This is a genomic window from Nonomuraea marmarensis (genome assembly GCF_043197025.1).
Lineage (GTDB): Bacteria > Actinomycetota > Actinomycetes > Streptosporangiales > Streptosporangiaceae > Nonomuraea > Nonomuraea marmarensis.
Genome location: NZ_JBICRM010000018.1, coordinates 1 through 12808 on the forward strand (window position 1 = coordinate 1; position 12808 = coordinate 12808).

The 12808-nt window shown below is 71.0% G+C and carries 12 protein-coding genes; 10 read left to right on the plus strand and 2 right to left on the minus strand.

All coding sequences use genetic code 11. The annotated features are described in order from the left end of the window. Nucleotides 1–422 precede the first annotated feature (422 nt). From ACFLIM_RS27185 to ACFLIM_RS27205, 5 genes are all read left to right on the plus strand, one after another. On the plus strand, nucleotides 423–1100 hold the full coding sequence (locus ACFLIM_RS27185) for a response regulator transcription factor (protein WP_393170133.1): 678 nt from the start codon (nucleotides 423–425) through the stop codon (nucleotides 1098–1100). A gap of 278 nt (nucleotides 1101–1378) precedes the next feature. Further along, nucleotides 1379–1969 (plus strand): hypothetical protein, encoded by a 591-nt coding sequence (locus ACFLIM_RS27190; protein ID WP_393170136.1) that lies wholly within the window; start codon nucleotides 1379–1381, stop codon nucleotides 1967–1969. Next, nucleotides 1927–2619, plus strand: a complete 693-nt coding sequence (locus ACFLIM_RS27195) for an ABC transporter ATP-binding protein (RefSeq protein ID WP_393170138.1) — start codon at nucleotides 1927–1929, stop codon at nucleotides 2617–2619. The genes ACFLIM_RS27190 and ACFLIM_RS27195 overlap by 43 nt, the downstream gene beginning before the upstream one ends. Then, nucleotides 2616–3308, plus strand: a complete 693-nt coding sequence (locus ACFLIM_RS27200) for an ABC transporter ATP-binding protein (RefSeq protein ID WP_393170140.1) — start codon at nucleotides 2616–2618, stop codon at nucleotides 3306–3308. Before ACFLIM_RS27195 ends, ACFLIM_RS27200 begins: the two co-directional genes overlap by 4 nt. Continuing rightward, a complete protein-coding gene (locus tag ACFLIM_RS27205) occupies nucleotides 3302–5827 on the plus strand; it encodes an ABC transporter permease (protein ID WP_393170142.1) in 2526 nt (841 codons plus the stop codon). Before ACFLIM_RS27200 ends, ACFLIM_RS27205 begins: the two co-directional genes overlap by 7 nt. 4 nt (nucleotides 5828–5831) lie before the next feature. On the opposite strand, the gene ACFLIM_RS27210 is transcribed toward ACFLIM_RS27205, so the two are convergent. After that, the gene (locus ACFLIM_RS27210) at nucleotides 5832–7628 is read right to left on the minus strand and encodes a glycosyltransferase (RefSeq protein WP_393170144.1); all 1797 of its coding nucleotides are present in this window, start codon (nucleotides 7626–7628) and stop codon (nucleotides 5832–5834) included. A 333-nt stretch (nucleotides 7629–7961) separates the two neighbouring features. Between ACFLIM_RS27210 and ACFLIM_RS27215 the strand changes: the two genes are divergently transcribed. The 3 genes from ACFLIM_RS27215 to ACFLIM_RS27225 are packed head-to-tail and all read left to right on the plus strand — an operon-like array spanning nucleotide 7962 to nucleotide 10110. Continuing rightward, nucleotides 7962–8753, plus strand: coding sequence for a response regulator transcription factor (locus ACFLIM_RS27215; protein ID WP_393170146.1), 792 nt, complete (start codon nucleotides 7962–7964; stop codon nucleotides 8751–8753). Further along, nucleotides 8750–9742: a histidine kinase dimerization/phospho-acceptor domain-containing protein gene (locus ACFLIM_RS27220; protein WP_393170148.1), complete on the plus strand. Its 993-nt coding sequence runs from the start codon at nucleotides 8750–8752 to the stop codon at nucleotides 9740–9742. Before ACFLIM_RS27215 ends, ACFLIM_RS27220 begins: the two co-directional genes overlap by 4 nt. A 17-nt stretch (nucleotides 9743–9759) precedes the next feature. After that, on the plus strand, nucleotides 9760–10110 hold the full coding sequence (locus ACFLIM_RS27225; RefSeq protein ID WP_393170150.1) for a sensor histidine kinase: 351 nt from the start codon (nucleotides 9760–9762) through the stop codon (nucleotides 10108–10110). 57 nt (nucleotides 10111–10167) lie between these two features. Here the strand turns inward: ACFLIM_RS27225 and ACFLIM_RS27230 are convergent, their stop codons facing one another. Continuing rightward, entirely contained in the window at nucleotides 10168–10944 is a 777-nt protein-coding gene (locus ACFLIM_RS27230; RefSeq protein WP_393170152.1) for a COG4705 family protein, read from the minus strand. Between the two features lie 428 nt (nucleotides 10945–11372). On the opposite strand from ACFLIM_RS27230, the gene ACFLIM_RS27235 reads away from it, so the two are divergent. Continuing rightward, complete coding sequence (locus tag ACFLIM_RS27235) at nucleotides 11373–12059, plus strand: MFS transporter (protein ID WP_393170154.1); 687 nt, start codon at nucleotides 11373–11375, stop codon at nucleotides 12057–12059. 206 nt (nucleotides 12060–12265) lie between these two features. Then, entirely contained in the window at nucleotides 12266–12805 is a 540-nt protein-coding gene (locus tag ACFLIM_RS27240; protein WP_393170156.1) for a hypothetical protein, read from the plus strand. Nucleotides 12806–12808: the final 3 nt, after the last annotated feature.

The window sequence follows — 12808 nt, forward strand, 5'->3', positions numbered from 1 at the left end:
CGCGACCCGCGCACGGCGGCCCTCCCACGCCCAAAACCAGGCTGCCAACTGCGGGAACGGCCCTCATCGAGGAATTGGACCCCAAAATGATCAACAGAATTCACGCCGTGGATCCAGGCTTAGACGGTGTGGAGGGCTAGGATTGATCTTGCTCTGGCAATGGGTCATTTGTGAGAAGAGCTAATCGGTCGTCGCGCCGTGCGGAGCCATACACGGCCAACGTCGACTGTCGCCTGTTCGCCGTCCCCGGGCCTCTGGCGCAGAGGGGCCACCCCTGGTGGAATTTGTACCAGGGCGCGGAGTCGTACGTGTCGGAGCCCAGACGCCCATGACTACGAGCTGGCTTCCCCCTCCAGCAGCCAGTCTCAACGCCGGTGGGCAGCTCAACCTCCTCTGACGGCACAGCCCGTACCATCGGGCGCATGACGTGTGTGCTGGTCGTGGAGGACGACCTGGTCATCAGGTCCGAGCTGGTCGAAGCGCTAGCGGCCCAGGGCTACGAGGCCGAGCCGGCCGCGGACGGGGCCGAGGCGCTGCGGGTGGCGGAGCGGCACCAGCCGGATCTCATCCTGCTGGATCTGGGGCTGCCCGACGTGGATGGGGTGGCCCTGTGCCGGCGGCTGCGGTCGAGGGTGCCGGACACGGTGATCGTGGTTCTCACGGCCCGCACGCAGGAGTTCGAGGTCGTGGTGGCGCTGGACGCGGGCGCGGACGACTATCTGACCAAGCCTTTCCGGTTGACCGAGCTGATGGCCAGGATCCGCGCCCATCTACGACGGCGTAGCCCGGCGCAGGGGGACCGGATGTTGACCGCCGGGCGGCTCCGGCTCGACGTGCCCGCGCGGCGGGCGTACGTCGGGGAGGAGGAGCTGGCGTTGCGGCCCAAGGAGTTCGACCTGCTGGCGGCGCTGGTGAGCCGTGCGGGCGAGGTGGTGACGCGTGAGCAGCTCATGGACGAGGTGTGGGACGAGAACTGGTTCGGCCCCACCAAGACGCTGGACGTGCACGTGTTCGCGCTGCGTCGCAAGCTGGCCGAGCACGGTGAGGGTATGGAGCGGATCGTCACGGTGCGGGGCCGCGGTTACCGCTACGAGCCATGACCCGCGGTGCCGGCTGCTGCCATGTGCCAGGACCGGATGAACGGGTCGACGCCCTCCGCCACACCTGGTCCGTGACCGCTCACTTCGATGGCCAGCCCGGGCCCCACGTCCGACACGGTGACCGCGACCTCAGCCGCCCTCCACTGTGTCGTGGACGTGCCCGTCCTTGCTGGAGGCGGCCAGGCCGGAGTGGGTGGGGCCGTCGCCGACGGAAGGTAAGCACCCCGCTAACCCCTTGCTCAGCGGGCGCTTTCCAGCCCGCTTCTAGCGTGGAAAACATGATGGTACGGAAGAGCGTCATAGCGCTGGCCATCGCGGCGCTGGCGGCGGGCTGCGCTGCCGCGGTACCCGCTCAAACCCGGACGCAGACGCAAGCGCAGACACAGGCACCAGCGTCGACTCCGCAGGCCACGGAGTCGAATCCGCCGGGCGACATTCCGGACGACACGGTGTTCGTGAGCTACCGGCATCCCGGTCAGCCTTACGAGGTGAAGGTGCCCGAGGGGTGGGCCCGTACGGACCTGCCTACCGGGGCCGCCTTCACCGACAAGCTCAACAGCATCCGCATCGAGACCACGCGCGCCGCCTCACCGCCGGCGGAGGCTTCCGTCAGGGCCCAGGTGAACGGCGGCGCGATCCGCACGGTCAGCACGGTGACCAGGAAGGGCGGCAAGGCGGTTCGGGTCGTCTACCGCGCCGACAGCAGCCCCGACCCGGTCACCGGCAAGGTCGTCAAGGACGAGATCGAGCGCTACGTCTTCTACCGGGCCGGGCGCGAGGCGATCCTGACCCTGTCGGGCCCCGTCGGCGCCGACAACGTGGACCCGTGGCGCACCGTCTCCGACTCCTTCGGCTGGACGGCGTCGTGATCCTGCAGGCGGAAGAGCTCTACCGGTTCTACCGGTCGGGAGAGGAAGAGACCAGGGCGCTGCGCGGCGTCACCCTCCATGCCGACGCGGGCGAGGTCGTGCTGGTCAGCGGCCCGTCCGGGTCGGGCAAGTCCACGCTGCTGGCCTGCCTGGGCGGGCTGGACGATCCGGACGGGGGCATCGTCAGGGTGGACGGCCACCGCATCAGCCACCGGCCGGAGGCGGAGCGCGCCGCGCTGCGGGCTCGGCTGGTGGGTGTGCTGTTCCAGAGCGGCAACCTGATCGAGCACCTGACGGTCGCGGCCAACGTCGATCTGGCCCAGCGGCTGGCGGGGCGAAGGGACAGGCGCCTGCGTGAGGAGTTGCTGGACGTGCTGGGGCTCTCGGCCAGGGCGGGGGCCCGGCCGAGCCAGTTGTCCGGCGGCGAGTCGGCCCGCGCCGGGCTGGCCGTGGCGCTGGCGAACCGCCCCGCGCTCCTGCTGGCCGACGAGCCCACCGGCGAACTCGACCAGCACACCGAGGTGCCCGTGTTGCGGCTGATCCGCGAGCAGGCCGACGAGCGCACCGCCGTGGTGATCGCCTCGCACAGTTCGGCCGTGCGGCGGCTGGCGGACCGGGTGGTGGAGCTGAAGGACGGGCGGGCGACATGACCACGCCTGATCACCTGCCAGGAGCTGAAAGGCGGGCGGGCGACATGACCGCGCTGGTCACCTGCCGGCAGCTGGCCCGGGTCTACGGCAGGGGGACGAACGCCCTGGTCGCCGTGCACGAGGTCACCTGCGAGCTGCGGCTGGGCGACCAGGTCGCGATCACAGGTCCGTCGGGCTCAGGTAAGACGACGCTGCTGCACCTGCTCGCCGGGCTCGACCACCCCACGGCGGGGCGGATCAGCTGGCCCGCGTTCGGCGACCGCCCGCGTGGCCGGATCGGCGTGGTCTTTCAGGGGCCGAGCCTGCTGCCCCCGCTGAACGTCGCCGAGAACGTGGCGCTGCCGCTGATCATCGCCGGACTCGGGGACGCTGAGGCCAAGGAGCGGGCGCTCGCCGCGCTCGCCGCCATCGGCCTGGCCGATCTTGCCGGATCGCTGCCCGAAGAGCTGTCAGGCGGGCAGGCGCAGCGCGTCGCGGTCGCCCGCGTGCTGGCCGCCGAGCCCCGCCTGATCATCGCGGACGAGCCCACCGCCCAGCTCGACTCCGGCCACGCTCGCCGGGTGGTCGACCTGCTCACCGAGGTGGCCTACCGGCTGGACGCGGCCCTCGTGATCGCCACCCACGACCCGCTGGTCGCGGCGCGGTTGCCCAAGACCTGGACCATGAGCGACGGAGCACTGGCATGCTGATCCTCACCTGGCTGCGCGGCCTGCTGGCCCGCAGGGCGGGCCGGTTGGCCGCGGCCGCGGCCGGCATCGCGCTCGCCGTGGCCCTTCCCGCCATGCTGGGCGCCTTCCTCGCCTCCGCCAAGGCCAGCATGACCGCCCGCTCGATCCAGCGGGTCCCGGTCGACTGGCAGGTGGAACAGCAGCCTGGCCAGACCTTGTCCGTGCCGATGCCCGGCACCTCCCGAAGAGTGGACTTCGCCCGGATCGACGGGTTCGAGTCCCGCCAGGCCGGGCAGACACTGACCACGGGCGCGGGCCAGGTGCTCGGCCTGCCCGCCGACTACGCCGCCACCTTTCCGGGCGAGGTGCGCCTGCTCGCGGGGACGGCACAAGGGCCGCTGCTCGCCCAGCAGACAACCGCCAACCTGCACGCCACACCCGGTGCCACCGTCACCGTGCGCCGTCCCGGGCTGCCCGACGCGGCGGTGACGGTCACCGGGGTGGTGGAGCTGCCCCCTGCCGACTCGCTGTTCCAGCGCGTCGGCGCGCCCCCGGGCGCGCAGCCGCAGGCGCCACCCGACAACGTGCTGTTGCTTCCGGCCACCGACTGGCACCGGTTGTTCGACGGGATCCCCCGCGACCGGGTGCGCACCCAGTACCACGTACGGATCGGCCACCGGCTGCCCTCCGACCCGGCGGCGGCCTACACCGCGGTCACCGGACAGGCGCGCAACCTGGAGGAGCGCATGGCCGGCACCGGCCTGGTCGGCGACAATCTCGGGGCCGCCCTGGACGCCGCCCGCGAGGACGCCCTGTACTCCCAGGTGCTCTTCCTGTTCCTGGGCGCGCCGGCGGTCGTGCTCGCGGCCCTGCTCGCCGCCCTCGTGACCCGCGCCGGGGCGCCGCGGCGCTCGGCCGAGCAGGCGCTGCTACGGACCAGAGGCGCGTCCAAGGGCGCGCTCGTCCGGCTCGCGCTAGCCGAGACCGCGCTCGTGGGCGTAGCCGGCGTGCTGGCGGGCCTGGGGCTGGCCGCCCTGGCCGGACACCCCCTGTTCGGCTCGGCGAGCGTCTCGTGGTGGGCCGCGGTCCTGGGGCTGCTGGTCGCCGCCGCAACCGTGCTGCCGCCCACGCTACGCGCCACCACCGTGGCCGCGACCCGCCGCCCGGTCGGCGGGCCGCACCGCTCCCCCGCCTGGCTGCGGTACGGCCTCGATCTGTGGCTGCTCGCCGGATCCGCCGTGGTCTTCTGGATCACCAGCAAGAACGGCTACCAGCTCGTCCTGGTCCCCGAGGGCCTGCCCCAGCTGTCGGTCGACTACTGGGCCTTCGCCGGGCCGGCGCTGCTGTGGGCCGGCGCGGGCCTGCTCATCTGGCGCCTCACCAGGACCCTGCCGGTCACCTGGGTGGTACGGCCGCTGGCCGGGAGCCTGGCGGGCACCGTGTCGGCGATGCTGACCCGCCAGCGCGCTCCCCTCGCCCGCGCGGCCACCCTGGCGGCGCTGGCCGTCGCGTTCGCGGTCTCCACGTCCGTCTTCGCCACCACCTACCGCCAGCAGGCCCAGGTGGACGCCGAGCTGACCAACGGCGCCGACGTCACCGTCTCCCAGACCACCGCCACCCAGCGGCAGCTCGCGGCCGTGCCCGGCGTGGCCAGGGTCGAGCCGCTGCAGCACCGGTTCGCCTACGTCGGCTCCGATCTGCAGGACCTGTACGGCATCCGCCCCACCACCGTCCGACTGCACGACGCCTACGTCTCCGGCGGCACTGTCCGCGAGATCCTCGACCGGCTCGCCCGCCAGCCCGACGCGCTGCTGGTCAGCCAGGAGACCGTCAACGATTTCCAGCTCCACCTCGGCGACCAGGTGCGGCTGCGGACCGAGGACGGCACGACTGTCCCCTTCCACTACGCCGGAATCGTCACCGAGTTCCCTACCGCGCCCCGCGATAGCTTCCTCGTCGCCAACGCCGCCTACCTGGCCCGCCACATGCCCACGGACACTACCTACCTCATCACCACCGATGGCACCCCGCCCCACAAGGTGGGCGCCGACCTGCGCGCCAGGCTCGGCCCGGCGGCCAAGGTGACCGACGTGGAGACCACCCGCCAGGTTGTCGGCAGCAGTCTCACCGCCGTGGACCTGTCCGGCCTGACCGCCATCGAGCTCGGCTACGCGCTGGCCCTGGCAGGGCTGGCCACCGGTCTGCTGCTCGTGCTCGGCTTCGCCGAGCGGCGCCGGACGTACGCGCTGGCCAGGGTGCTGGGGGCGACTCCGCGGCAACTGGGCTCGTTCGTATGGGCCGAGGTGGGGCTCGTCGGGGCGTCCGCGGCCGTGCTGGGTGCGGTGTGCGGGTGGGCGCTGTCGCGGATGCTGGTGGCCGTGCTCAGCGGGGTGTTCGACCCGCCGCCCGACGCGCTGGCCGTGCCGTGGGGGTACCTGGCCGTCCTTGCGGTGCTCGGCGTCGCGGCGCTGCTGGCCGCCGGGGCCGCCACGGTACGGGCCGCGCACCGTCCTCCCTTGACAGTGCTGCGCGAGCTGTGACCGGTCAGCGGCCTGCATTCAGATCGGTCAGCAGCTCGGTCCAGCGTCGGCCGATGACGTCCAGGTCGTAGAGCTTGGAGGTGTCCAGCGCCGCCGCCCCCATCACGTGGCGCTCACCCTCGTCATCGAGGAGCACGCCGATCGCCGTGGCCAGGGCGTCGACGTCCCGTGGCGGGACGAGGAGACCGTCGCGGCCGTGGGTGATGATCTCGCCGGGGCCGTGCGGGCAGTCGAAGGCGACCACGGGCACGCCCTTGCTCAGCGCCTCGAGGATGGTCATCGGGAAGCCCTCGCGGCGGGAGCTGAGCACGAAGAGCGAGGCGTCGTCGAGCTGGGCGCCGACGTCGCGCGAGGGGCCGGGCAGCTCGACCGAGTCCAGGCCGAGCTCGCCGGCCAGCGCCAGGAGGCGGGCCCGCTCCACGCCTGATCCGACGATGCGCAGCCGCCAGCCGGGATGCGCGACGCTGATCTGCTCCCACGCCCGCAGGAGCAGATCGTACCCCTTGACCTTGGTGAGGCGGCCGATGGCGATGACGGTCTTGGAGCTCAGCGGCGACGGCCCGCCGCTGATGGGCGGCGCGGCGTTGGCGATGCGCAGCAGGTGGCGGGGCGCGCGGGCACCCAACGCCGAGCGGTAGGCGCCAAGATCGGCCTCGGTCAGGGTGACGAGCGCGTCGAGCCTGCCGTACCTGCGGGCGATCATCTTCTGTACGGCGCGCTTGTGCGAGCCGAAGCCGGTGTGCTCCTGACCGATGACGATCACGCCGGGTGGCGTCAGCAGGGCGGCGGCCAGGTTGAGCCCGGGACGCGTGGTGATCAGGACGCCGGTGCGCAGCCCGCGCAGGAAGCGCAGGAGGGCGAGGTCGGTACGCAGGTCGAAGCTGCCGTAGGCCGCCTCCTCCCGCGGGATGAGCCTGCTGCGCAGCAGCCGCGCGCGGCGCCGGCGCGGGCGTTCGTCCAGGAAGGTGACGCGAACCCCGGCAGGCACCGGGAAGAAGGGCCGCTCCCTGGTTTTGATGACGCTGACGATCTCCACGTCGTGGTCGGCCGACAGCGTGCTCGCGAGGTTGAGTACGGTCCTGATGGTGCCGCCCATGCCGTATGCATGCAGCAGCAGAATCTTCACCTGCCGCGTGTCGGCCGGGCCGGCCGGGCGGGCCCTGCGGCGGTTGGCCGCCCGGAGCAGGAACGGGCCCAGTCTGCGGGCGTTCGCCGTCAGGTGGATGGCGGCCGGGGTCACGATGACCGAGCCGATGGTGTCCGTGGGATAGTGCGCGCCGAGGTAGACCCTCGCCAGCATCTGCCCGATCACGAGCAGCCCGCCCGCCGCCACGACCGGCCATCGCCAGCGGGTCTTCCAGGCCAGCAGCGCGACCGCGACGGCGATCGACAGGGTCAGGCAGACGTGGCCGCTGGGGAAGCTGTCCGGGCCGAGCTCGTGCACCAGGGCGTGGAGCGCGGGCGGCCGGGGCCGGTCGACCAGGACCTTGAGCAGCAGACTGACGCCCCACCCTGCGGCGATCACCACCAGCACCCGCCGGGCGGTGCGCCACCGCCCCCAGACGGCGACCGCCGTGACGAGGGCGGCGGCCAGGACCGTGCCCACGACGTTGCCGAACCCCACGTTGAGCACCTGCGCCACAGCGGTCAGCCGCGGCCCGCGTACCGACTGCACGATCCCGCTCACCCTCGTGTCCGCCGCGGTCCACGCGGGCGTGCGGGCGGCGAACCCCACCACTACCCCGAGGACCAGGAGCGCGACGGAGATCGGGACAGGGAACCTCACTCTGCTCGACCGCATAGGACGAACGGTAGAAAGGGGCGCGTGAGCGCCCGATCAAGATTCGGTTAGCGCGGCGTTTACCTTCGCCTCACAGGTCGGGGCTCGCCGCGGGATTAACCGCGCGTTAAGGCCGACAGAACCTGCCGCTATCCGGTGTCTTCGCAGACTGAGGCGCGTCCGCAACACCTCAACGCATCGGAGAGACATATCTATGCGCAAGCCCGTGATCATCGCCGGACTCGCCACCGTCGCCGTCCTCATGGCGGGCGGCGGGGCGGCGTTCGCCTCGTCCCTGGGCCAGAGCTCCGCCTCGCCACCATCTCCAGGCACGCCCCGAAGAGCGCGACCGCCGTGCCCGAGCAGGGCAAGGAGAGCGCGGAGCCCAACGAGGGCACCGAAGAAGACGAACAGAGCCGGCAGGGTCAGAGCGCCGAGAGCAAGCCGTCACTGCTGACAGGACACAAGGACAGGTGGAGAATCATGCGCAACAAGATCCTGGTCGTCGAGGACGATCACGCCCTGCGTGATGTACTGCTGCGCGGCCTGCGCGACGAGGGCTTCGACACCGTGCCGGCGCAGGACGGTGCGACCGCCCTGCGCCTGGCCACCGCCGACTTCGCGGCGGCCGTTCTCGACGTCGGTCTGCCGGATGCGGACGGGCGGGATGTTTGCCAGGCGATAAGAGCGAACGGTTTCCTCTCGCCCGTCATCTTCCTGACGGCCCATCACCGGCTGACGGACCGGCTCAGCGGGTTCTCCGCCGGCGGGGACGACTACCTGCCCAAGCCTTTCCACCTGGTCGAACTCGCCGCCCGGCTGCGGGCCGCCCTCAAACGCACCGGCTCTCGTCCTACGGCCGCGACCGGCGACCTGGCACTGGACGCCGTCCGGCACAGCTTCACCGTCCGTGGCGCCCAGGTCGGCCTGACCCCGACGGAGTTCCGCCTCCTGGCCGCGCTCATGGCCGCGCCCGGGGACATCGTGCGCCGGCGGGAGCTGATCCGGGCCGGCTGGCCCGAGGGCGCACAGGTCAGCGACAACACCCTCGACCAGTATCTGACCCGGCTGCGCCGCAAGCTCCGCGACAGCGGCAGCGAGCTGATCGTCACCACTGCGCGGGGAATCGGCCACCGCCTGTCATGACCGCGCTCCTGTCCCGTCTGGCTCCCCGGACGCTGCGCGGCCGGCTCTCCCTGGTGGCACTCACCACGGCCGTGTTCTTGATGGTGATCCTCACCATCGTGTTCAACACCGTGGTCCGTCAGCACCTTCAGCGGCAGGCGGACGACGAACTGCGCACGCGGGCCGCCGCCGTCGCCGCCACCGTCGACATCAGCCACGCCGGAGTGCGGCTCCTGGAGACGTCGAACGACGAACTCCTCGACACGAACGTGTGGATCTACGCAGGCACGCGCCTGCTCGAACGGCCACCCTCCGCCACGGCCACCAGCCTCGTCACCCGCGCCGCCGGCCAGCTCGCCGCGCGCGCCGGGCAGCACTGCGCCACCCTCGACGGCCGCGGCCCCGTCCGGCTGTGCTCTCAGACCATAGGCGGCGGAACGGGCGACGCGGCCGTCGTGACCGCCCTGGAACTGTCCCCCTACCGCAGTTCAGCCGACACCCTGCTCCTCGCATCCCTCGCTCTTGACGCCGTCATGCTGGCCTGTACGTACGTATTGACGCGTCTGGCGGTCGGTCGCGCTTTGCGTCCCGTACGCACCATGACCGACCAGGCCACCCAGTGGAGCGCAGTCGCCTCCACCGAGCGTTTCGGCGGCGCCGGACGGCCCACCGAACTCGCTCGGCTGGGCACGTCCTTGGACGCACTCCTGGACCGCATCCGCGCGGTGCTGCGCCACGAGCAGCAGCTCACCAGGGAGCTGTCGCACGAACTGCGCACCCCGCTCAGCCGGATCATCGCCGAGCTCGACTGGTGGCAGGCCCGCCCCCGTTTGGGGGCCGACACCCGGACCACCCACGCGGCCATCGCCGACGCCGCCCAGTCCATGCGCACCATCTGCGACACCCTGCTGGACGACGCCCGCGACAGTGTCTCCGCTGTCGCAGGCACGGCGGCGTCCTGCCCCCGCTGCGCCGGCTCACCGAGCGCCTGGACGTCCCAAGTCACGTGAAGGTCGTCATCGCCGATATGGATCCGCATCTACAAGCCGGAGTCACGTCCGCGCTCCTGGAACGCATCGTCAGCCCTCTCCTCGACAACGCCCTGCGGTACGCCCGCTCACACGTCACCGTCCGGGCAGCCCGGCAGCCGGACGGCGTCCGCATCGACGTCACCGACGACGGCTCCGGCGTACCGCCGTCGTTCGCCGAGCAGCTCTTCCAGCCCGGCCGGCGTGCCGATCCCACTGACGGGCACGGCGGAGCGGGTCTGGGGCTACCGCTCGCGCGACGCCTGGCGCGCTCCGCCGGCGGGGAGGTCACCTACAACGCCGAGCACACGTCTGGGGCGGGGTTCGTGGTCATCCTGCCTGCGGGGTGAGAGACGAGCAGTCAGCGGTACTCCAACTCTCGGGCGCTGCTTACGCCAGCGGGTGTCTCAGTCGTTGCCGATGCCTGGGGGGCACGCTTCCAGACGCGTGTGCCTTCCGGCCTCCGTGACGTCCTTCCGCGTCACCGTCAGGAATACGATCAGCCCGAGGATGACCGCCAGGAACAGCACGCTGGTGACCACGGTGCCCAGATCGAGACCTCCGTCCGCGGTCGGCTGGGACAGATAGTCGCCCACCGAGGCGCCGAGCGGCCGGGTGAGGACATAGACGATCCAGAAGCTCCACACCGCGTTCACGCCGAGCGCAAAGTGCGCGACCGCGACAGCGGCGATCGCGAGGGCGAAGACAGCCGCGGACACCCAGTATCCGAAGGCCATGCGCTCAGCGACCAGGTCACCGGCCGCGGTGCCGAGCGCGAAGGTGAACAGCACCGCGAGCCAGTAGAAGGACTCGCGGCTCACCGTGTCGATGCTGTGGATGGACAGGGTCCGCTCACGCCGGTACCAGAGGACGAACACGACCGCGAGGACGATCGCGAACACCGTGGTGCTGATCTCCAGCGGCACGCCCATGTTGTCGGTGACGTTGTCACTGATCAGTGTGCCGACGATGCTGATCAGGACCACGGCGAGCCAGTACAGGCCCGCCCGGTAGGCGGTCGTACGGAATTGCACGACGAGCACCACCGCCAGCACCACGCTCATCAGCAGTGACACACCGGTCAGGCCCAGACCCAGCTTCTCGTTCAGCAGGTCCGCTGCGGTCTCACCGACCGTCGTGCACAGCACCTTGATCACCCAGAAGTACAGGGTGATCTCGGGCACCTTGTTCCACCGACGGCGATGGCCCGCTGCGGCATCAGCCCGGCTGTGCGCCGCGGGCCTCTCAGAAGTCTCAAATGTCATGAGCCCGACGGTGCCAGCCATTGCCTGAACACATCCTGACTACCGCGCGCATGCTGCTCACCACCCCGAAGCGTCGTACGGACGATTCCTCAGCGCGCATCCTGCCAAGGCGACCCGGTCGACGATCCGCTCTGGCAGTCCGCCAGGGCGGCCAGCCAGCCCAAGGATGGTGCTGGCCGCCGGGATCCTCACCTCGATCATGGCCGCGCATGGCCGGTGGGAGGTGGCCGGGGCGGTATGGGTTCACCTGATCCTGCTGTTACGGTTCGCCCGCACGAGCGGGCGTTCGGTATTCCTCCTTGCAGCGGGATGGACGAGGCAGTCAAGCCCGATGCAAACTGATCCCCATGCACGATCATCAACCGCAAAGGAATGCCGCTCTGCCGGGCGGGGAGCGACCGGCATGGGCGTTGATCGGCCCAGGAATCGCTGCGCTTACCGGTCTGTACCTGCTGACGATGCCCTTCGGGCCCGCAGCGCGGCTTTCTCTGCAGTCAGCTCTCGCTTTGTCCAGCCAAACCGCCCTGCTCACGACTCTCGTTGCGTACCTGGTCAGCGCGGCAGCGGGTGGGGCGCTGGGCGTTAGCCTTGGTGGACGTTTGCTGACGACAGTGGGCATGGCGGCCATCGGCTTCATGATCATCGGTGTGCTGCTGAACGCGCTCGCCCCCGACGCCGGAATCTATCTGACCGGCCGGGTGCTGAGCGGGCTCGGTGCCGGTGGCGTGGTGGGGGCGACGGTGGCATTCGCGCGGCGGGCGGGCCGCCGCCGGGGCGCGGTGGTCGCGATACTGGCAGGTCTTGGTGTCCTCGCCCTGATTCTTGGCCCGCTCATCAATCAAGGACTGACGGTCGCGTTGTCGTGGAGGTGGGGATACCTCATCACGGTGCTTCCTTTGGTCGTGGGGCTGATTGCCGCTGCCGTCAGCGGATTCGTGCTGCTCCTGACCCGGCGACCTGCGCAACCGAATTCGGCCGGCATGCCCTATCCACCAGCCGAGCAACGGCCTTGGAACGCCCCTCCGGAGACCTGACCGAAATATTGTCCGTGTCCTTGGCTCTGGTGGGCGGAGCCGGCGGCTCCACGGCCCCCGTGGGTTGACGCACTGGCGAGGCGATCAGGCGCGTCGCGCTACTCTGAGCTGGGGGAACGGGCCGGTGGCCGGCTGCGGGTCGGTGAAGGTGCGCAGGACCGGGGAGCGCGTGACGCTCTGATGCGCTGCCCTATACGATCCGGCGGGTGAACGGGAAGAGCTGGACCGACTACCTCTACGAGCGTCACCCGCCAGCCCGGCTTCGTGCGTGGGCGCGCGAACTGACCTACTTCCGCTTCTGCCGCGCATATGGCGGGCACGCCAACGACGGCGACCACCTGCTGGTCAGCCTGCACATCGAGACGCAGACCGACCTCTTGCGCACGCTGTCCGCACTCGCGGTGCCCGTGAAGCGGCTCCCACCCGACACTCCACAGCCTGTCCCCGGCGTCACCTATTCGGCGGCAGAGTTCTCCCGCTTCCCGGTCGCCATGGCGCGCTTCCCCGGGATCGGCCAGCCGGGGCACGTGGAGATCGCCGGGCAACGCGCCCACGTCTGGTCGCACGGCGACCGCCTGAACATCAGCGTGGCCGACACCGTTGATCACTACAGCGTCACCGGCGCCGCGGTCGCTTCGGCCAAGTCAATCGAGGCGCTACTGCCTCCGATCGCCGGCCAGGTCGTGGACCCGCCACAGGACGACAGGAACTGCGTGTGTCCCCGCTACTACCCCGACCTCTGGTGAGCC

What these genes read in the sequence shown, in the direction of transcription:
- ACFLIM_RS27185 (WP_393170133.1), top strand. Translation starts at nt 423, where the DNA reads ATGACGTGTGTGCTGGTCGTGGAGGACGACCTGGTCATCAGGTCCGAG.
- ACFLIM_RS27190 (WP_393170136.1), top strand. Translation starts at nt 1,379, where the DNA reads ATGATGGTACGGAAGAGCGTCATAGCGCTGGCCATCGCGGCGCTGGCG.
- ACFLIM_RS27200 (WP_393170140.1), top strand. Translation starts at nt 2,616, where the DNA reads ATGACCACGCCTGATCACCTGCCAGGAGCTGAAAGGCGGGCGGGCGAC.
- ACFLIM_RS27205 (WP_393170142.1), top strand. Translation starts at nt 3,302, where the DNA reads ATGCTGATCCTCACCTGGCTGCGCGGCCTGCTGGCCCGCAGGGCGGGC.
- ACFLIM_RS27210 (WP_393170144.1), bottom strand. Translation starts at nt 7,628, where the DNA reads ATGCGGTCGAGCAGAGTGAGGTTCCCTGTCCCGATCTCCGTCGCGCTC.
- ACFLIM_RS27220 (WP_393170148.1), top strand. Translation starts at nt 8,750, where the DNA reads ATGACCGCGCTCCTGTCCCGTCTGGCTCCCCGGACGCTGCGCGGCCGG.
- ACFLIM_RS27225 (WP_393170150.1), top strand. Translation starts at nt 9,760, where the DNA reads ATGGATCCGCATCTACAAGCCGGAGTCACGTCCGCGCTCCTGGAACGC.
- ACFLIM_RS27235 (WP_393170154.1), top strand. Translation starts at nt 11,373, where the DNA reads ATGCACGATCATCAACCGCAAAGGAATGCCGCTCTGCCGGGCGGGGAG.